This is a genomic window from Shewanella sp. SW1, assembly GCF_025653545.1.
Taxonomy (GTDB): Bacteria; Pseudomonadota; Gammaproteobacteria; order Enterobacterales; family Shewanellaceae; genus Shewanella; species Shewanella oncorhynchi.
The window spans coordinates 184,448-203,579 of record NZ_JAKKSG010000006.1; the positions used below are offsets into that span (position 1 = coordinate 184,448).

The following is a 19,132-nucleotide window of genomic DNA, read 5'->3' on the forward strand; positions in this document are numbered from 1 at the left end:
TCATGGCAAGCGAACTAAATCCACTGGGCTTATTAGGTATCGAATTCACTGAATTCGCCAGCCCTGATACTGATTTTATGCACAAAGTCTTTATAGACTTTGGTTTTTCACTGCTGAAAAAAGCCAAGAACAAAGACATCCTGTACTACAAACAGAATGACATTAATTTTCTGCTCAACACTGAGCGCGAAGGTTTCTCTGCTAAGTTTGCTAAATCCCACGGCCCAGCCATTTGTTCTATGGGCTGGCGGGTAGAAGATGCTGGCTTTGCCTATCGCGTTGCCGTTGAACGTGGTGCAAAACCCGCCGATGATGCCAATAAAGATCTGCCTTATCCTGCGATTTACGGCATTGGCGACAGCTTGATTTATTTCATCGACACCTTTGGCGCAGATAACAATATCTATGCCGCTGATTTTGAAGACTTAGAAGAGCAAGTGATCACCCAAGAGAAAGGCTTTATCGAAGTCGATCACTTAACCAATAACGTCTACAAAGGCACAATGGAACATTGGGCTAACTTCTATAAAAATATTTTTGGTTTTACTGAAGTGCGCTACTTTGACATCAGCGGCGTACAAACCGCGCTAGTGTCCTACGCCCTGCGTTCGCCCGATGGCAGCTTCTGTATCCCGATTAACGAAGGTAAAGGCAGCGATAAAAACCAAATTGATGAATATCTGAAGGAATACAATGGCCCAGGTGTGCAACATTTAGCCTTTAGAAGCCGCGATATCGTAAAATCTCTGGATGCGATGGAAGGCAGTTCAATCCAATGCTTAGACATCATCCCTGAATACTACGACACTATTTTCGACAAATTACCGCAGGTCACAGAGAATCGTGAGCGCATTAAACATCACCAAATTCTGGTGGATGGTGATGATACAGGCTATTTATTGCAGATATTTACTAAAAACCTGTTTGGACCGATTTTCATCGAAATCATCCAACGTAAGAATAACTTAGGTTTTGGTGAAGGCAACTTTACGGCCCTGTTTGAATCAATTGAACGGGACCAAATGCGCCGCGGCGTACTGTAAGTATTCATCCTGCTAATAAAAAACGGTACGCACTGCGTACCGTTTTTGTTTCTACGACGATCTAAATCGTCATTTAAATCAGCATCAGCATTGACGCCAATCACTCGGCATCGACCTTCCTGCATTATTCCACATTGATGGGTTTGATAACCTTACAAGGGTTACCTGCCGCCACACAGTTCGCGGGAATGCTCTTATTCACGACACTACCAGCACCAATGACACAATTATCACCAATGGTCACACCGGGTAACACAGAGACGTTTCCGCCTAGCCAGACATTATTGCCGATTTGAATTGGCGCGCCGTATTCCGTCGTTTGCCGCGCGATAGGATTAATAGGATGCGTTGCGGTAGAAATCATCACATGGGGACCAAACATCACATTATCGCCAATCGAGACTGAGCAAACATCTAATATGGTTAGATTATGATTGGCGTAAAATTGTTTGCCAATATGGATGTTATAGCCGTAATCGCAAAAGAAATTAGGCTCAATATGGGCGCAGTGTTGAATATCAAGCAGGCCACGAAGATGCTCCATTCGGGCATCAAGCAAAGTCGGTTCGGCCAGATTAAACTGATGACAAATGGATTTCGCCCGCATCCGCTCAGCCAATAACTCATCATCCCAAGCCTTATAGGGCTGGCCCGCCAACATTTTTTGTTTCTCAGTCATCGTATTGTCAACATTCAGTCCATGATGACCTAACCCTAACAATCGATTGATGAAAGTTCAAGAACTGCCTCATATGCTCTTGAATGAACTACCCGTCTTGCTGACAGAACATTTAGCTAATAGCCAATGTGAGTCACATTCAAGCATTCAATCTCAATCGAGACAAAGGTCATTGCCTTTGTTCGTCATCACAATAGAGTTCTGCAAATAAATACACTAGACACAAACTGTTCAGCGGCATGACAGGATTTGTCCACATCATCCGGCTGTGACGCCCTGCTTCACCGAAGATTTCAAGCAATAAATCCGAAGCCCCATCGAGTGCTTTAGGATGTTCAAAGCAAGATTGATGCACATTTAGCACTCCTTCCAAGCGGTAAATTTGTTTTATCCGCGAAAGCTCACCGCAAGCCTGTTTCAATTGTGCAATGGCATTTAAGGTAGCAAGACGACAGGCAGCGTAGCCTTCGCTCACAGTATGATCGGCGCCCAATTGTCCTTGATACTGAAGCTCGCCCTCTAAATAGGGAAACTGACCCGAGGTCATTAACTGACTGCCAACAATTGAATAGGGTTCGTAATTCCCGAGAGCCGCAGCAACCTCAGGTAGTTCAAGCCCAGCCGCCATTAGCCGCGATTCAGGTGTGATCATCATAATGTCACCTCATGAGATGAGGCATTCGCAGGATTAAGCAGCGGGGCTAGCCAGGTCGTCAAATGCTGAGAATTGACTGTCAGCCAGTTCGCAGCGGCCTCATCTTCCGTCATTCCTTGTCGATTAACCGCATAATCGAGTTCTGCAACCATTTGATTCGATAATACTATGTTATCAAGTACCTGAATTTGTGCGGGCGAGAAATTAACCGCTAACTCGCGTTCACGGGCGAGCAATACCGCTTTATCTTTTCCCCCGAGTAAACCTTTGGGGTCCTGAAGATCGCGAATACCGTATTGATGGTGTAAAAATTGTGGATGCCACAAAGGAACGATCACCCACTCGTTTACCGCTACGGCAGACTCAAAAGCCGCGACACAGTCGGCCTGAGTGCCAGTTCTAAATTGATAACCCGCCGCCGTTAATCCATATTGCGTCATAATATTTTTAGAAAATCGCGTGATCCCCGCCCCCTCACCAATCCCTTGAATGATCGGTCGCATACGTTGCTGCACGTCAGGTTTGAGTAAATCCTCAATGCTCGACACTTGCTCAACAGGCACATAATCGGGTACGCCCCAGAGCGCATATGGCTCATAATGTAGCCCGAGTTGCCGCGTAGCAACTCGCTCTTCGACACCTTGTCGATAAATCCCGTGGCTATGGGGCAGCCATGCAGAACACAGCATATCCACTTTGCCTTCACCTAGCTGCTCAAAATTAGCCTCGTGCAATGCATAGCTTCGTTGCACCTCTTTGCCCATAATCCCGATCACATGGGCCACCACAGCGGCGGTGACGCGATGAAAACTTAAGTCTGTCACTCCCATGCAAATCATCGGCTTACCCTGTGAGCTCTCCATATTTGTACTCGTATTCAATGAATTCATACCTATCACACCTCGAGGAAATAATGCCAATGATGCCAAACTGCCCAATCCCAGCGTTTGCAATAATTGCCTTCTGAAGACATTAATCTCCGCCATGTTCAGGCTCCTTGGTGTCTAAAATAGTGAGCCTATCCATCACAATCCCTACGATGGCGTTGTCCTTTGCATAGGGGAATATCATCTCTACTTTGATGCCATTCGGATCTTCAAGAAACAACTGATGTTCACCAATTTCAGGCACTATTCGTTCCTGAAAAATCATCCTCTGCTGGCATAAATGCTGCTGCATCTGGTGTAAATCCTTGCCACGAAACGACAAATGGTCAACACGTCCCGAGCCATAAATATTTCTGCTTTCCCCTAAGTAGGCATCTAGCGCCTGATCGCCCGCTTCCACTAAATGCAAAATGGGCTTATTTGAGGCATAGAGCCAATGTCCAGGAAAACCAAACTGTGGCCGCCAACCTAATTTCAATCCAAGGATAACTTGATAAAACAACAGCGTTTCAACCAGTTTGGGGGTTCTGATGGTAAAGTGATCCAATCCGATAATGTTCATATTGTCATCCTCTGGATGTCGTGACTCAGTGACTCGGTATAACCAAGTGCGAATCCAAACCGTTTTAATCCGCAAAAATTATGTGAATAAATTCAGTTCAGATAAGCACTTGGCGTAAGGTTATAAAATTAATTGATGAGATTAATTGTTCGGATTAATTACCACGAACGCCCGCCGCTAACGGCTTAAAACGGAAAATATAATAAGGTGGACTGTTTTCAGCTTTGCCATTATTTAATGGTGCCGATAACGGTAATTGCGCAGCCCCAGAGTACAAGTAACCTTGCTTGCCATAACTCACACCGTCGGGCCAAACCATACGTTCATCATGGACATAAGTGCGATACTGGCGAGAATCGGCAGGGATCACGCCAATGGCCCGTTCTCCCACTTCTGTTAGATACAAATTATTCGCTTCATCAATACTTAAGCCACCGTTGTCGGGCTTATCGGCATAAGCTTCCACTTTGGCAGAGAGTGCCGCAGGCGTTAACGAAGGATTGAGGAGATCTGTCATCCGCACACGGTAAACTTTGTCTTTATTCATCGGGGCAAAGTAGAGCCATGTTTGGGTTTTATCTAAAGCAATGCCATCGGCACCCACATAGACTTCAATCTGCTTTCTACCTTTTGAGTCCTTATCGATAATCAGTGGCCGTTGTAAGTCTGGCATCACACTGTTATCACCCTGTAATAGGCGCCGACTTTTCCCTGTATTTAAGTCCACAACCACCAGCGCAGCCTTTTCACCAATGGGACCCGTGCCAATCCCCTCATCGGCAATCACAATCGCTTGATGTCGAGATGAGATAACAAAGTCATTATGTTGTGACTCAGGAAGAGAGACTGGCGCGGGCAAATGAATAATGCGATCTAATTGGTTTTTCTTGGTATCCCACGCCACTAATTTAGGCTCAATACGTGGCGCCTGCTGACCAGAGTCTAATAGCCAAACTCTGTCTTGATCGTCGGTTCGCAGCCCCAACACCCAATTAAGGCAAGTGTCAGGTTCTTTCGCTTTACCCTGCGGATCATGGCATTGCTGCCAATCCGAATTAGGAAATGGCTTAGTACTACCATCCGCTAAAAGCTCTGCCACCTTAATGTTAGGTTGATAGAAAGGGTGATAACTGAAAATCAATCGATCATCTGATGTGAAAGTAATACCACCCACAGCCCCATCAAGTTCGGCAAAGACTTCCATTTTTGCCAGCGGCTCAGTCTGTGTCGCCCATGAGTGAGAACACAACAAACTGGTTGCCAGTAGTGTAAAAACCTTTGATAACATTGGGTATGTAATGCGCGTAGATAATATGGTCATCTTCATTCCTCCTAACGTGGACCAGCTAAAAGCGTTAAACTTGCTTCGCCTAATCTATGCTGCCAAAGATAGAATCCCACCAAAGCGGGTGTTGATCCCTTGTCTATCGGCAACTGCGCCACATCCAAAGCATGCACTGTCCATACATAACTGTGTTCACGTCCCTCTGGTGGACAAGGTCCAAAGAATCCAGGTTTACCTAAATCGGTATTAGCTTCAATGGCACCACTGGGTAGCGCTCCGCCATTCACACCACCTGCGAGAGTCGACACCTGTGCCGGAATGTCATACACAACACGGTGCCAAAAACCACTGCCAGTAGGCGCATCTTTGTCATATAAAGTGACAGCAAAGCTCTTGGTACCGGCAGGTACATTTTGCCAAGTTAAACGCGGCGCAATATTTTCGCCCGAACAACCAAATTGATTCCAATAATACTCAGGAGGGAACCTTGAATTATCAGCTAAATTACTTTCGAGACTAAACGCAGAGGCACTGTCGTCAGCCATAACGTAATTAATACTGGCGGCCAAAGCGACAGTCACCAAGAGAGTATTTTTAAAGAGGAGAAATAAGGCGATTTCATAATGTGCTGAACCCATTTTTGAACTGTCCTAGAACAGTCATTAACCATTGATTTGAGAATGTGGGTTAGCATATCAATCAAATTATGATTGATAAGGCGCATTTGGTTGATATGAGTTTCAAAAAATATTGGATAATCTCAACATGCTTCTCAGTTATTTTTAGGTTATGGTACTTTCAGCAAAAATAATGCAAAAAAGTAACAACCAAACAACTAAGATATGTTCTTAACACAATAATATAACGAGGATTCGCTATGATTAAAGCGGCTTATCAACCTTGGTTTCCCGTGAACAGAAACCTAAAGCCACACCCGAACCTGAGTTGCAGATTAGACCATTTATCTTTAACCATACTGTGGCAGGAACTTGATAACGATGCATTCACAATGGAATTATATTTCCCAACGATTTCAGGAATACAAGTCATTGATGAGTCAAGTTATCAAACCTTCTTAGATAACATAAGTGATAACTTTAGTGATATTCAACATGATGATAAAAGCAATACGCCATTCCCTATTGATTCATATTTAAATATCACGAATCAATCCAATGCCGATTATTTTTCTTTACCTTGGCCAATATGGAAGTCGGTAAAAAATGCACGCCGTCCTTATTATGGTGAATTAGGCGAACATATTTACCAAGACCTATACAGTTATTATATGGTGGGCGCCGATAGTGTCTACTTGATCGATACTGATGTAGAACCTACAGTCAATGTCTTATCTTGTTAACTATGAAGTTAATCGCTGTTAACCGAACAACTGCAGAATTAATCACAATGGGGTTAGTGAGCATATTGTTAATAATAACTACAATATGCTTTTTGCGTGAAATATCGCCAGCCAACACAACCGATTACATTTAAAGAGAGCAAGTTCAAAATAAGCAGATTGGCTAAATCCGCCGTTTTCATTACACTATCGACCTTCTCATCTTCACCCAAGAATGACCAAACCATGCCTGATTTTGCCTTACTCGCTGTGTTTATCCCGACTTTTTTCTTTGTTTCTATCACTCCGGGCATGTGCATGACACTCGCCATGACACTGGGTATGAGCATAGGTGTGCGCCGCACCCTGTGGATGATGCTGGGTGAACTGGTAGGCGTGGCGTTGGTGGCGACAGCCGCCGTGATGGGCGTTGCCAGTATCATGCTCAACTATCCCGAAGTCTTTCAAATTTTTAAATGGATCGGCGGGATTTATTTAGGCTTTATCGGCGTACAGATGTGGCGCGCGCGCGGCAAGATGGCCATATTAAGTGATGATGACACTAACCCCAGAGCCAGCAATGTTACCTTGATCTCCCAAGGCTTTATTACCGCCATTGCCAATCCTAAAGGTTGGGCATTTATGGTGTCGCTATTGCCCCCTTTTATCAATGCCGAGCGCGACGTCGCGCCGCAGCTCCTCGCCTTACTGAGCATTATCATGGTGACCGAATTTACCTCTATGCTCGCCTACGCCAGTGGTGGCAAAAGCCTGCGCATCTTCTTGAGCCGTGGCGATAATATTCGCTGGTTAAACCGCATTGCAGGCAGCCTAATGATAGGCGTAGGAGTTTGGTTAGCCATGAGCTAACGGTTTGAACTAACCGCTTAAATGTAACCCGTTCTACCTAAAATGAGCCCAATAAAGTCCTGTTAACGCGGTCTTTATGAAGGCGCTTTTTTGTAGGGCAACACATCCTGCATCTGCGCCATATATTGCTGCATTTGCAGTGTTTCTTGCTCAACAAAGTCGGCAATCGCCGCCTTAAATCCCAAATGGGCGATGTTATGGTAGGAATACATTGCTACAGGTTCAAAGCCTCGCAGCACCTTATGTTCCCCCTGCGCGCCCGCATCAAAAACTTGAAACTCATGTTCAATACAATATTGAATACCTTGGTAATAACAGGCCTCAAAATGTAAACCGTCGAGCTCAACCGTCGTTCCCCAATAACGACCATATAAGCATTTCTGCCCTCGGGTATTCTCACCTTTTAAATACAAGGCGCCAGCGACCATCTCGCCCTTTGCATCTTCAACCACCAAGAGTAGGACTTGCGCAGCGAGTTGTGCCCCCAACTGCTGAAAAAAGGTTGGCGTTAAATAGCCGCGATGACCGGAGCGCTTAAGGTAAGTTAATTGATAACATTGGATAAAAGTCTGCCATTGCGAAGCGGTGGTCTGCTCCCCTTCGACAAACTGAAACTTAAGATTAAAAGGCTGTAACTGCGCCCGCTCCTTCAAGATATTTTTACGCTTACGGGAACTAAAGCCCGCCAGAAAATCATTAAAATCCCGATAACCGCGATTATGCCAATGGAACTGAGTGCCTAAGCGTTTTAACAGCGAATGTGGCAAACTTTCAAATAACGGCGTTTGTGTTGGGGTAACAAACAGGCTGTGCCATGAGGAAATCGGGTTATCGCCCAACCCTGACTGATTAAGAATAGCTTCCTCAAGTACGAGATTATCCTGCGCTGATATTAGTTGGCGATTCAATGTCATCAGCAGTAATTGCGCCACGCGCAGTTGCTCGGCGCGCTCTTCTTCGGGATGAATGCCCATCCGTTGACCTTGCACTGGGGTAAAAGGGATCGCATTCACCCATTTGGGATAGTAATCGAGCCCATGGCGCTCATAGGCTTCGGCCCACGCCCAATCGAACACATACTCACCGTAGGAATGGGATTTTTGGTACAAGGGCATGACGGCAATAAGTGGGAACTGATTGAAGTGCTTAGCCGTTTGCACACTGATAAACCCTCCTTCAGCCAAAGGCGACAAGCTTTTATCCTTACTGTCGACATCATTTAATGTGTCACCCGCATCGAACACACATAAATGTCGAGGCGTCCAACCGGTTGCTGTGCAGGCGGAGCGGCTTTGCTCGAGTGCCAACAGAAACTCATGGCGGCAAAAGGGATTCGCCTCACCCATGGCAGCATTCCACGCACTGGCCGAAATATCCGACATTGAGCTCGCAAAAGCCAAGATAAGCTGTCTCATTGGGTAAATTATCGTCCTTTACTGGTGTGAACAAGTATACGAGGTTGCAATTAAGCCTAATTCTCGGCACATTGCATAGCCATAATTAAAATAAATTCAGGATTGAGTATGCGTCCAACAAGACCTTTTAGACCTTTTATTCTCGCCATTGCGATGGCGCTTCCCTTACTATCATCTCCCAGTCTGCTTGCCGATGAATCGCCAATTTTCAGCCAGATGGCCACCGCACAACCTGTGTGGGCTAAGCATGGCATGGTCGCAAGCCAAGAAACTCTCGCCAGTCGCACCGGCGTTGAGATCCTAAAGCAAGGCGGTAATGCGGTTGACGCCGCCGTGGCTGTCGCCTTCAGTTTGGCAGTCACCTTACCCCGTGCTGGCAATATCGGCGGCGGTGGTTTTATGCTGGTGCATATTGCCAAAGAAAACAAAACCATCGCTATCGATTACCGTGAAATGGCCCCTTCTAAAGCCAAGAAAAACATTTTCCTCGACGAAAATGGCGACGCAGTTGAAAAACTGAGCCGTGAACACGGTCTTGCCGTGGGTGTGCCAGGGACAGTGATGGGCATGAGCTTAGCCCTTGAAAAATATGGCACTATGACTCTCGCCCAAGTCGCTGCGCCCGCGATTAAAATGGCGCAGGAAGGTATCAGCATAACGCCAGATCTTGCCCAATCCCTTGCAGGCCTAAAACGCCGCATGGCCCAATGGCCAACAACAGCAGCTATCTTCTACAAAGCCGACGGCAGTGACTATCAAGTTGATGATATTCTTAAACAACCTGAGCTTGCCCATTCGTTAAGTCTTATCGCTGAAAAAGGCACCAAAGGATTCTACGAAGGAGAAACCGCCACTAAGCTCATCAATGCGGTGAAAGACGCTGGCGGCATTATGACCTTAGACGACCTTAAAAATTATAAGGTAGTGGAACGTGAACCCGTGCGCGGCGAATACCGTGGCTATGAGGTTGTGTCTATGCCACCGCCATCATCGGGCGGTGTACACATCATAGAAATGCTCAACGTATTGCAGCAATTCCCAATAGATAAACTCGGCCACAATACCGCCCAGACGATTCATCTGATGGCAGAAACCATGAAGTACGCCTATAGCGATCGCAGCGAATACTTAGGCGATCCCGACTTTTATAAGGTGCCCGTCAGAGCCTTAACCAGTAAGGACTACGCCCAAAAAATCGCCAGCCAAATTGCGATGAATAAAGCTACACCGAGCGCTGAAATCAAGCCCGGCAAGCTCGCGCCCTATGAGAGCGATCAAACCACTCACTTCTCGGTAGTCGATAAATGGGGTAATGCAGTCTCTAATACTTACACCTTAAACTTCAGCTACGGCTCAGGTTTAGTGGCTAAGGGAACAGGGATTCTGCTCAATAACGAGATGGATGATTTCTCTGCCAAACCCGGCGTGCCAAACGGCTATGGTTTAGTAGGCGGTGATGCCAATGCGGTCGAAGGCAATAAGCGCCCACTCAGCTCAATGAGCCCAACAATAGTGATGAAGGATGGCAAACCCTTCCTTGTCACTGGCAGTCCAGGTGGTTCGCGCATTATCACCACCACACTGCAGATCATCATGAATGTGATCGATCATGGATTAAACATTGCCGAAGCCAGTAATGCGACGCGGGTTCACCATCAATGGCAACCCGATGAATTGCGAGTCGAGTCCAGCTTTAATCGCGATACCATTTCCCTACTCGAAGCCAAAGGACACAAAGTGAAAGTACAATCCGCTATGGGCAGTACGCAATCAATCATGGTCACCGAACAAGGAATTTTTGGCGCGTCTGATCCACGCCACTCGGGTAGCGAAGCCATCGGCTACTAGCATCTCCATGATGCCAATGTTAGTGAAAGAGATGAGTGAGAGAAATAGGTGAATGAGATAAAAGGATTTATGACCGATTCGATCTAGGTCATAAACTCTGAGTAAAGCTTGTCCTTCCGCTCAGTGAATGCAAACTTTCGATTAAAAAAGCCCAGCTATACATAACTGTATAAGCTGGGCTTTTAATTGCGTGGAAAAGTTATTGTGCTGATTTGCATTGTTTTTTACTTTAGTTCCCCTGCAATAGAGTCATGAAATATCATACTAAACACAACTCACTTCAGGACAGAAGGTGTAGGCAAATTGTACTGGGTGACCTGTTATTTCAGTCACAGGGATCTAAGTGTTGGCTGGTATTCAATCATATAGGCTTGCCATGGCATTCACTCTCCGACACGCAGCTAGTCCGTCCTTGGATGCTCGTCCGCCCCATCCATGGGGCGGACGGTCGTCTCGCAAATCACCATGGCTCACCTTTTTGGCACTAGTGTAACCTGTCTGTATGAAGGAGATACCCAGCACGCTTTGGGACAAAAACGTTTTAGGTCGTTGGTGTATCAGGTGCATTTCGCATAAAAATTTCTATGGGCTAACGCCTCAAACACCGGCGCAGCTTCGCTGCGTCCGTGTGCTTTGAATTGTTAAACGCATTTAAGAACTAGATCCTTTGAGTTTTCCAAAAGCGTATCTAAAGTATCATTCCACAGGTCATTTCTTTTCATCTCATGAACAAGCTCATTGAAGCTTGTGTCACTGAGCACTAAAGTTGATGTGGTAGCTGCATAGATTGCTTTTGGCTGGCACTCCGAAAGAATACCCTCAACAAGGTTAATCAACCTGTTTTTTGATTGAGTTCTGCCGTTTTCTTTGTAAATGGAATACCGCTCCCAGGCCATTTCAATGGAGTCAGCTATCTGACTCCCGATTTCAAATCTTTTCAATACAAGTCGTTCTTGGTTGTTCAGACCGACTACGTCAATACTATTTCTTCCTAGCGGGGTTAGGCCTCGCATCCGATAAAACCTCATAGCCAAATGGTCTCTAGGATCTTGGACGTAAGGATTCAATATGGGCTCGGAAATCACGTCATGTGTACTCTTTGAGCCATTACACTTTTTGCATGAAGGCAGTAGGTTTTCCCATGTCACAACCTTATCTGGGTTATGTTTTTTGTCTTCGTAATGTTCAACTTCCATATATTTGCTCTCTTCCGTTAGATCACACTCACAATACGAGCATTTACCAAAGCTGGAGTTAAGCAAAGGTATCTTTATTTGATCTACATTCCATACTGAAGATCCACTTTTCTTAAATTCATCTACAAGTTCACTAACTTTCTGATCGGTAAGGAAGCTAGGCTTTGGAAATCTATCTAACTTAATCATGCCTCACCTTTTACCGAAGCCAGTTGAAATTTTAATAGCTTCCTTAAGTGGTTTTCAGGATGAAGTAATAATTCTAATTCTTGGTATACTATTTTAGCTCTGTTGTAGTTATCTGAATCGATTGCTGCTTCGAACTCTGACATCAATTGATGGTAAGTTTCAGTCCGAGTGTCAGACATCCCCATTACGTCTGTAAGAACTTCCTCTACAGTCCACCCCTGAAAACCATAAGAGCCACCATTTAACTGCCTTCTATACACATCACCTTCATTTAGGGCTAAAGCAATAATTTCATTTGGTTTTGCATTTTGTATAATATGGGGGCTATGGGTTGATGCAATAAACTGAATCTTTGGGAAAACATCGACCAATATACTAGCTATTTTTGCTTGCCACTCAGGGTGCAAATGAAGCTCAAGTTCATCAATCAGAATAACCCCATCAAACTCATCAGCTTTAATACAAGGGGATTTAAAGCGAAGCTCTATATCCTTAATTATGCCGAAGATGATTGACAAGCATGACTTAAATCCAGATGACAAATACTCGTAATAGATTTCGCCACTTGGCGAATCGATCATTATCTCATTGGAAGCAGCAAGAACTTTTTTGAAGCTAAAACCTTCATTAAGTAATGAAAAAGCTTTTTTTGCTATTTCAAAATTGTGTAGCTGTTCATCCGTTAGTGCACCTTTATGCACTGAATAAAGATAGCGATTTACAAACCAATTCTTAACCTCATGAATATTGACACCAAATTTTGCCTCTTCAAATGATGTACTGGTACTTTTATCAGCATCTTTTGAAACCGAATGCAGCTGCTGGTATTGAAATGTTCTAGTAACTTTTAGCGAAAGTAATTTTCCTGCATAATGATGCAGGCCACTAATATTTGAATGTTTGTCTGGATCAAAATCTCCAATTTTGACGTTTGAATTCAGAATGTCGTTATCTATCTCAACAGTCGCTCTAAAGTTACCGTGTTCGGTCGAAACGTTTCTCTTTAGAATATTTGTTGAGTTGGCGGAAAACGAATGCGCTACACATTCAAGTACTGTAGTTTTTCCAATTCCATTTGGGCCACAGATAAAATTCATATGGTCATCAAAATCTATATGTAGACTTTTTATACCACCAATTCCTTCAATATCTATCGACTTTATCTTCATATTCTTTCCAATAGTCGGAGCATTTATCGCTTAACATTTTATTAGTGCGCATGCGCGTTTACCTCGTTGGACCAGTGAAAACGTGCACAGTTAACTATCTGTATGCAAAGAACTTATCAGCATTCTGTTAAATATACCATCTGGAAAAATGCGCATGCGCGTTTCCCAAACCTATTATCTAACCTATAGGTTTTATAATTGCATGATTTTAATCATATTTATTTATTTTGGAATGTGAATACGCGCACGAAGTTGGGATAAAAATCGTCATAATTTCAATATGACTGTATGCCTGTCCAGCTTTTAGGCATTTCAAAGAATTGCAAAATTTGAGTGAATTGGATGAGAATTTCTAGGCGAGAAAGTCTGCGTTTGACTGCGCCACAGACAACGAGTCAACTCGTTTTGGGGCAATAGCTTTTTAGCCAAATGAACAGCAGAAGTGTTAGTTAAGATTGGCATTGTTGCAACTGTGACCGTTGGCGGCATGGATGCCGTCGTCGAGCCCTCAGGGACGAGTTTATGGCTAGTCACAGGGGAAACAATGACAATTCATGCAGCACAACTGACGATATAACTCACTAGCTTTGAGCTTTTGAGCTTTTGAGCTTTTGAGCATTTCAAGTTGGAATGGCGGAAATCTAAGATTTAACCGCCATAGTTCTATTAACCCTTAATGCTTAGCTTAATACTTGATACAGACTTTATTGCTACCCAACACTTTTATGCCATTCCACAATCACTTTAACAAAGAGCGCTATTTAACCGCCGATAGCTCGATAAACGCTGCGGTGTACATTTTTAGATTCAGCATAAATTGCTTATGGGTGATGAACTCTTTTTCGGTATGGCCAGTGTATTCCACGCCCGGCATGGCTGGGCCAAAACTTAAGGCATTGGGGAATAATTTACTGTTGGTTGAGCCGCCAATTGCAACGGGTTTAGGGTTGACTATGCCAGTGAAGTGGGCAAACACGTCGAGCAGGGTTTGTTGCTGCGGCGCGTCCTTCATCACCATAGGCTCGCCCCAATAACTTTCAATATCAGCAAGCTGCACTTGGTGTTTATCCTGCCACAAAGCTAAGGCTTCACGGGCTTGCTGAGCGAGTAACTCTGGTGTTTTACCGACTGGACGACGCAAGTTAATGGTCACCTCTGTGCCTTTTTGCGTTTGCACCACTACAGTTGGGGCTAAGGTCAGCGGTCCCATAAAATCATCTTTATAGGCTAGGTCACCAAACTGCTCGGCGTAAATGCCTAACCCCACCAGCTCGTTCATGGCGGCAACGGTTAAGGAGGCACTGGTTTTCGGCCAAGGCTCATCATTCAACTCGGGACTTAATAATGCCGCCAAATGTGTCACGGCATTCACCCCATCCTCTGGGGTGGATGAATGGGCGGCTTTACCGTCGGCAAAGATATGCAGGTTACACAGCTTATCGACGCAATGGTTTTCAAAACGATATTTCATGCCCTGCTGCGCAGCGGCTCTGGTCTGTAACTTTGTCAGTAATGCGGGTGAAACCGCCTCAATTTCTGCTTCAGCCTGCTGCGGGACTTGGCTGGCAAAATAGCCGCCAGAGAAAGCCGTTAACGTGGGCGCTTGAGTTGAAGCCTCTGCTTTAGCTTCTATATTGGAGATCGTAATATTGGGTACAGTAAAGGTAATTTTGCTCCAGCCTTTCTCGGCGGTGACCACTGGGTATTCGGCATCAATAGTAATGTTCATGTCCGCTGGCGTATAGCTGGCTAAAAAGGTTTTTAGTGGTTCCCAGTCGGACTCTTCAGCAAGATAAACCAAGAGTTCAATGCGTCTATCTCGCTTAATGTGTTTATCTTTAATCGCCTTCATCGCATACATGGCGGTAACGATGGCGCCCTTGTCGTCCTCTGTGCCGCGACCAATCAGTTTGCCCGGTTCCGATTGAGTATCAAGCAGATAAGGGCTCTGCGCCCACAATGCAGGATTAGCTGGTTGCACATCGCCGTGGGTGACTATGCCTAACTTTTTAGATTCATTGTTTACAGCCGAATTGGCATCTAAGCCAATCAACACCACATAGCCATGATCAGCATAATCCAACCCGAGCTCCTGACTGAGTTGCTTCAAACTCGACTTAAAGCCCATAAAGGCGGGATTGGTATCTGGCGTTTGCCCTTCAACCGCTTGGGTATTAAAACTCACCAACTGAGTCAAACTCTGCACCATAGCCGCATCGTATTTTGCGACCGCGTAATCGGCGACATTTAGTGCATTTTGGCTTAACAGGGGGACGTTTGTTTGAGCCGCTGTTGTTGCTGGCGCTGCAATACACTGCGGCATAACCCAGCTGGACGCAGTCAGTAATGCCAAGGATAACGCTCGACGCACGCGAGCATGTTGAATACCAGATTGAGACATAGAAGATCCTATTATTGCTATTCGTGTTTTAGGACCGTACTGCAAGAGACGGTTGAAAATGGATTAAGCTGGTTTAGTGCAACGTGTTACTTACGCCAGTCATCTGCGACGTGTTTGCGGCTATTATCTTCGACTACAACCTTGACCCATGACCTTGCCAAGAAAGCGCACCGAGATGCGATAACAGCCTCAGCCAGTTTGCCATATTATTTTGCTTAAAAGCCTGAAACAAAACATTTGTTACAAACTAAACACAAAATCGATGGAACCCCTAGTCCGATACATGTTAAACAGTCACATTAAGATAAATTAATGGTTTTAGCCGCGCGTAGACTTCAATTTTTGCTGAAATCCATGGCCATCATCAAACAATCACCCATAACAATAATCGACCTAACGGGGAACAAATAATGAAGGGACTAACCCTTAAACCGCAAGCCCGCACGGCTAAGCTCACGCTAAGTGCTATCGCTTTAGCCTTAACTTTGGGCGCTTGTAGCACACAACAACCCGAAGCCAGTGTTCAAGCAAACGCAGCACCCAATGCCGTGTCAGCGCAGATTATCAGTCAGAATGCGACCAATCCATTCTTTAAACCCTATGATACGTTTATGGAAATTCCGGCCTTTGATAAGATCAAGCCAGAGCATTTCCTCCCAGCCTTTAAAGCGGGCGTAGCTCAGCAACACGAACAAATTCAAGCGATTGTTGATAATAAAGCCAAGCCCACATTCGCCAATACCATTGAAGCCATGGAATTTTCTGGCGATCTAGTGACCCGCGTTTCTAACGTCTTCTTTAACCTGACAGGCGCCGATACTACGCCAGCATTGCAAGCACTCTCCAAAGAAGTGTCGCCCATGCTATCGTCCGCTGAAGACGATATCTTGCTCAATGACAAACTGTTTCAAAAAGTCAAAGCCGTTCACGACGCGAAAGACAGCCTAAAACTCAGCACGGCCCAAGCCAAATTGTTGGAAGATACCTATAAATCTTTCACCCGTGGCGGCGCTAACTTAAGCGAGCCAGATAAAACCAAACTGCGCGCGCTGAACGAAGAGATCGGCAAACTCAATTTAACCTTTGGTGACAATCTATTAGCCGAAACCAATGCCTTCGAATTAGTGGTTGATAGCAAAGCCGATCTCGCAGGTTTACCCGCAGATGTGATTGCAACTGCCTTTGAAACTGCCAAAAAACGTGGCCATGAAGGCAAGTGGGTATTTACCACGTCTCGCCCTTCTATTACGCCTTTTTTGACCTATGCCGATAATCGCCAGTTACGTGAAAAACTCTACAAAGGCTATATCGAGCGCGGTAACAACAATAACGCCAACGATAACAAGATTATCCTCGCTAAGATTGCTGCCCTGCGTGCTGAACGTGCTCAACTGATGGGCTATAAAACCCATGCGGATTTCGTGTTAGAAGAACGCACAGCTAAAACACCAGAAAACGTCTACGGTTTACTCAATAAAGTCTGGCCAGCGGCATTGGCCCAAGCCAAAAACGAAGTGGCTGATATGCAAGCCATGATTGACGCTCAAGGTGGCAATTTTAAGCTGCAAGCGTGGGACTGGGATTACTACGCCGACAAGATCCGTGTCGCTAAGTACAGCTTTAACGAGCAACAAACGCGCCCGTATTTCTCCCTCGACAGTACATTAAAAGGCGTGTTCTACACAGCTAACCGTTTGTACGGTTTAACCTTTAAAGAACGCACCGACTTGCCAAAATACAATGCAGAAGTCCGTACTTGGGAAGTTTACGATAAAGACGGCAAACTGATGGCCATCTTTATGGGTGACTATTTCACCCGTGACAGCAAACGTGGCGGCGCTTGGATGAACTCCTTCCGCAAGCAATACCATATGAATGGCGTTGATTCTAAACCTATTATTGTCAACGTATTAAACTACCCTCGCCCGGCGGGTAATGAGCCAGCGTTGCTGACCTTCGATGAAGCCAGCACACTATTCCACGAATTTGGCCACGCACTACACGGCATGTTATCGAACGTCGAATATCGCTCACAGGGCGGCACCGCCGTACCTCGCGATTACGTTGAGTTCCCATCGCAAGTGAATGAAAACTGGATGACTCAACCAGAAGTGTTAGCCCAATTTGCCAAGCACTACAAAACTGGCGAAGTGATCCCGCAGGAGCTAGTGCAGAAAATCCAAGCAGCCAGCAAGTTCAACCAAGGTTTTTCTACCGTTGAATACATGGCGGCCACTAAACTCGATTTAGATTGGCACACACTGACCGACACTACGCCAAAGGATGCGGCCAAGTTTGAAGCGGACTCGTTAGCGGCAATGGGACTGATTGAAGAAATTAGCCCACGCTATCGCAGCACTTACTTCTCGCATATTTTTGCAGGCGGTTATTCAGCAGGCTACTACAGCTACCTCTGGTCAGATATTTTAGGTGCAGATGCTTTCGAAGCCTTTAAAGAAAACGGCATTTTCGACAAAGCCACTGCGGATTCCTTCCGTAACAACATTCTTTCGAAAGGCGGCAGTGATGATCCTATGCTGATGTATAAAAACTTCCGCGGTAAAGAAGCCGGTATAGAGCCGCTACTACGTAGCCGCGGATTACTGGCCGAGTAACATAACATCATCATCTAAATTGAAGTTTGAAATATCACCAACAGGGAGCTAATACTCCCTGTTTTTATTTTACTGATACTAAATAGGTAAATAGCGAGAAAGGTCAAGATGACAGAGTGCAGCTTGGCAGCTAACATCTTGGGAAAAAGATGTTACGGAACTTACGCCTAAACTTCTTAAATGCGGATTAGTAATAATGGTACGTTCCCGCTTCACATGTTAACCCACTATTATTCGCCACTTAGGCGGCATTAAATTTTCAATAGAGTTATATGATGAATATTGAGATGGTAGAAAAAGCAGATCATCTTAGTCTGCTCAATATTTGGGAAGCATCGGTGAGAGCAACCCATGACTTTTTAGCAGAAGAAGATCTACAGGAATTACAGCCGTTGATCCTCGAACAATATTTTGACGCCGTTCACTTAAAGTGCGCTAAAAATGACAATGGAGAAATACTCGGATTCTGCGGGATACATGATGGCAATATTGAAATGCTGTTCATCTCACCTGACGCGCGCGGAAAAGGTATTGGTTCCATGCTAGCGACACATGCCATTAATGAACTGGGAGCCACAAAGGTTGATGTTAATGAGCAGAATCAGCAAGCATTAGGTTTTTACCAGCATATTGGTTTTTCAGTAACGGGTCGCTCACCCGTTGATGGACAAGGTAAACCTTATCCGCTGTTGCATATGGCGTTACATTCCATTGAGGGATTGTAGATGTATATAGTGGTCAACTAAATTTGGCCACAGCTTTAGAATCTTCCCAAAATCGTCGCTCTGATTCATTTGGGCTCAATCCTGCATTGTAATGATGTGGCCTGACTTCACAGTAATAACCAATGATGTAATCGGTCACATCTTGTTTAGCTTCGCTAAAACTCTTGTAGCCTTGTGTCGGGAGCCATTCCGTTTTTAAACTTCTGAAAAACCGCTCCATTGGCGCATTATCCCAGCAGTTACCGCGACGGCTC

Annotated in this window: 18 protein-coding genes; 7 read left to right on the plus strand and 11 right to left on the minus strand. The window is 45.1% G+C overall.

Features of this window, described 5'->3' with window-relative positions:
• Positions 1-2: 2 nt before the first annotated feature.
• Positions 3-1,043: a 4-hydroxyphenylpyruvate dioxygenase gene (gene hppD, locus L5M71_RS07675; RefSeq protein WP_263208095.1), complete on the plus strand. Its 1,041-nt coding sequence runs from the start codon at positions 3-5 to the stop codon at positions 1,041-1,043.
• 124 nt (positions 1,044-1,167) lie between these two features.
• Here hppD and L5M71_RS07680 read toward each other — a convergent pair whose 3' ends face one another.
• The 6 genes from L5M71_RS07680 to L5M71_RS07705 form a co-directional block, all read right to left on the minus strand.
• On the minus strand, positions 1,168-1,722 hold the full coding sequence (locus L5M71_RS07680) for a sugar O-acetyltransferase (protein WP_173244211.1): 555 nt from the start codon (positions 1,720-1,722) through the stop codon (positions 1,168-1,170).
• A 169-nt stretch (positions 1,723-1,891) separates the two neighbouring features.
• Positions 1,892-2,377, minus strand: coding sequence for an Atu1372/SO_1960 family protein (locus tag L5M71_RS07685; protein WP_263208098.1), 486 nt, complete (start codon positions 2,375-2,377; stop codon positions 1,892-1,894).
• The gene (locus L5M71_RS07690; RefSeq protein ID WP_263208101.1) at positions 2,374-3,363 is read right to left on the minus strand and encodes a glycine betaine ABC transporter substrate-binding protein; all 990 of its coding nucleotides are present in this window, start codon (positions 3,361-3,363) and stop codon (positions 2,374-2,376) included. Before L5M71_RS07690 ends, L5M71_RS07685 begins: the two co-directional genes overlap by 4 nt.
• Positions 3,350-3,826 carry a VOC family protein gene (locus L5M71_RS07695; protein WP_263208103.1) on the minus strand — a complete coding sequence of 159 codons (477 nt, stop codon included), beginning with the start codon at positions 3,824-3,826 and terminating at the stop codon, positions 3,350-3,352. The genes L5M71_RS07690 and L5M71_RS07695 overlap by 14 nt, the downstream gene beginning before the upstream one ends.
• Before the next feature lie 154 nt (positions 3,827-3,980).
• Positions 3,981-5,147, minus strand: a complete 1,167-nt coding sequence (locus L5M71_RS07700) for a major royal jelly family protein (protein ID WP_263208105.1) — start codon at positions 5,145-5,147, stop codon at positions 3,981-3,983.
• An 11-nt stretch (positions 5,148-5,158) separates the two neighbouring features.
• Positions 5,159-5,749, minus strand: coding sequence for a YbhB/YbcL family Raf kinase inhibitor-like protein (locus tag L5M71_RS07705; protein WP_263208107.1), 591 nt, complete (start codon positions 5,747-5,749; stop codon positions 5,159-5,161).
• Between the two features lie 239 nt (positions 5,750-5,988).
• Between L5M71_RS07705 and L5M71_RS07710 the strand changes: the two genes are divergently transcribed.
• Both L5M71_RS07710 and L5M71_RS07715 read left to right on the plus strand, forming a co-directional pair.
• On the plus strand, positions 5,989-6,471 hold the full coding sequence (locus tag L5M71_RS07710; RefSeq protein ID WP_263208110.1) for a hypothetical protein: 483 nt from the start codon (positions 5,989-5,991) through the stop codon (positions 6,469-6,471).
• Positions 6,472-6,696: 225 nt separating this feature from the next.
• The gene (locus tag L5M71_RS07715; RefSeq protein WP_106650850.1) at positions 6,697-7,320 is read left to right on the plus strand and encodes a LysE family translocator; all 624 of its coding nucleotides are present in this window, start codon (positions 6,697-6,699) and stop codon (positions 7,318-7,320) included.
• A 74-nt stretch (positions 7,321-7,394) separates the two neighbouring features.
• Here the strand turns inward: L5M71_RS07715 and L5M71_RS07720 are convergent, their stop codons facing one another.
• Positions 7,395-8,735 carry a GNAT family N-acetyltransferase gene (locus tag L5M71_RS07720; protein ID WP_263208112.1) on the minus strand — a complete coding sequence of 447 codons (1,341 nt, stop codon included), beginning with the start codon at positions 8,733-8,735 and terminating at the stop codon, positions 7,395-7,397.
• A 108-nt stretch (positions 8,736-8,843) separates the two neighbouring features.
• Between L5M71_RS07720 and ggt the strand changes: the two genes are divergently transcribed.
• A complete protein-coding gene (ggt, locus tag L5M71_RS07725) occupies positions 8,844-10,583 on the plus strand; it encodes a gamma-glutamyltransferase (RefSeq protein ID WP_263208115.1) in 1,740 nt (579 codons plus the stop codon).
• Positions 10,584-11,224: 641 nt separating this feature from the next.
• Here ggt and L5M71_RS07730 read toward each other — a convergent pair.
• Positions 11,225-11,968, minus strand: a complete 744-nt coding sequence (locus tag L5M71_RS07730) for an HNH endonuclease (RefSeq protein ID WP_249554888.1) — start codon at positions 11,966-11,968, stop codon at positions 11,225-11,227.
• Positions 11,965-13,137: an AAA family ATPase gene (locus L5M71_RS07735; protein WP_263208119.1), complete on the minus strand. Its 1,173-nt coding sequence runs from the start codon at positions 13,135-13,137 to the stop codon at positions 11,965-11,967. The genes L5M71_RS07730 and L5M71_RS07735 overlap by 4 nt, the downstream gene beginning before the upstream one ends.
• 442 nt (positions 13,138-13,579) lie before the next feature.
• Between L5M71_RS07735 and L5M71_RS07740 the strand changes: the two genes are divergently transcribed.
• Positions 13,580-13,714 (plus strand): hypothetical protein, encoded by a 135-nt coding sequence (locus L5M71_RS07740; RefSeq protein ID WP_263208121.1) that lies wholly within the window; start codon positions 13,580-13,582, stop codon positions 13,712-13,714.
• Between the two features lie 180 nt (positions 13,715-13,894).
• Here L5M71_RS07740 and L5M71_RS07745 read toward each other — a convergent pair whose 3' ends face one another.
• Positions 13,895-15,538: a dipeptidase gene (locus L5M71_RS07745; RefSeq protein ID WP_263208123.1), complete on the minus strand. Its 1,644-nt coding sequence runs from the start codon at positions 15,536-15,538 to the stop codon at positions 13,895-13,897.
• A 410-nt stretch (positions 15,539-15,948) separates the two neighbouring features.
• Between L5M71_RS07745 and L5M71_RS07750 the strand changes: the two genes are divergently transcribed.
• Positions 15,949-18,153 carry a M3 family metallopeptidase gene (locus L5M71_RS07750; RefSeq protein WP_263208125.1) on the plus strand — a complete coding sequence of 735 codons (2,205 nt, stop codon included), beginning with the start codon at positions 15,949-15,951 and terminating at the stop codon, positions 18,151-18,153.
• A gap of 275 nt (positions 18,154-18,428) precedes the next feature.
• Entirely contained in the window at positions 18,429-18,878 is a 450-nt protein-coding gene (locus tag L5M71_RS07755) for an acetyltransferase (RefSeq protein WP_263208137.1), read from the plus strand.
• A gap of 13 nt (positions 18,879-18,891) precedes the next feature.
• Here L5M71_RS07755 and L5M71_RS07760 read toward each other — a convergent pair.
• Positions 18,892-19,132: integrase core domain-containing protein (locus L5M71_RS07760; protein WP_263208127.1), on the minus strand; the 241-nt coding region annotated here is incomplete at its 5' end.

Excerpts from the sequence above, each read along its gene's own strand:
- hppD (WP_263208095.1), top strand. The coding sequence starts at position 3 with ATGGCAAGCGAACTAAATCCACTGGGCTTATTAGGTATCGAATTCACT.
- L5M71_RS07680 (WP_173244211.1), bottom strand. The coding sequence starts at position 1,722 with ATGACTGAGAAACAAAAAATGTTGGCGGGCCAGCCCTATAAGGCTTGG.
- L5M71_RS07685 (WP_263208098.1), bottom strand. The coding sequence starts at position 2,377 with ATGATGATCACACCTGAATCGCGGCTAATGGCGGCTGGGCTTGAACTA.
- L5M71_RS07690 (WP_263208101.1), bottom strand. The coding sequence starts at position 3,363 with ATGGCGGAGATTAATGTCTTCAGAAGGCAATTATTGCAAACGCTGGGA.
- L5M71_RS07695 (WP_263208103.1), bottom strand. The coding sequence starts at position 3,826 with ATGAACATTATCGGATTGGATCACTTTACCATCAGAACCCCCAAACTG.
- L5M71_RS07700 (WP_263208105.1), bottom strand. The coding sequence starts at position 5,147 with ATGACCATATTATCTACGCGCATTACATACCCAATGTTATCAAAGGTT.
- L5M71_RS07705 (WP_263208107.1), bottom strand. The coding sequence starts at position 5,749 with ATGGGTTCAGCACATTATGAAATCGCCTTATTTCTCCTCTTTAAAAAT.
- L5M71_RS07710 (WP_263208110.1), top strand. The coding sequence starts at position 5,989 with ATGATTAAAGCGGCTTATCAACCTTGGTTTCCCGTGAACAGAAACCTA.
- L5M71_RS07715 (WP_106650850.1), top strand. The coding sequence starts at position 6,697 with ATGCCTGATTTTGCCTTACTCGCTGTGTTTATCCCGACTTTTTTCTTT.
- L5M71_RS07720 (WP_263208112.1), bottom strand. The coding sequence starts at position 8,735 with ATGAGACAGCTTATCTTGGCTTTTGCGAGCTCAATGTCGGATATTTCG.
- ggt (WP_263208115.1), top strand. The coding sequence starts at position 8,844 with ATGCGTCCAACAAGACCTTTTAGACCTTTTATTCTCGCCATTGCGATG.
- L5M71_RS07730 (WP_249554888.1), bottom strand. The coding sequence starts at position 11,968 with ATGATTAAGTTAGATAGATTTCCAAAGCCTAGCTTCCTTACCGATCAG.
- L5M71_RS07735 (WP_263208119.1), bottom strand. The coding sequence starts at position 13,137 with ATGAAGATAAAGTCGATAGATATTGAAGGAATTGGTGGTATAAAAAGT.
- L5M71_RS07745 (WP_263208123.1), bottom strand. The coding sequence starts at position 15,538 with ATGTCTCAATCTGGTATTCAACATGCTCGCGTGCGTCGAGCGTTATCC.
- L5M71_RS07750 (WP_263208125.1), top strand. The coding sequence starts at position 15,949 with ATGAAGGGACTAACCCTTAAACCGCAAGCCCGCACGGCTAAGCTCACG.
- L5M71_RS07755 (WP_263208137.1), top strand. The coding sequence starts at position 18,429 with ATGAATATTGAGATGGTAGAAAAAGCAGATCATCTTAGTCTGCTCAAT.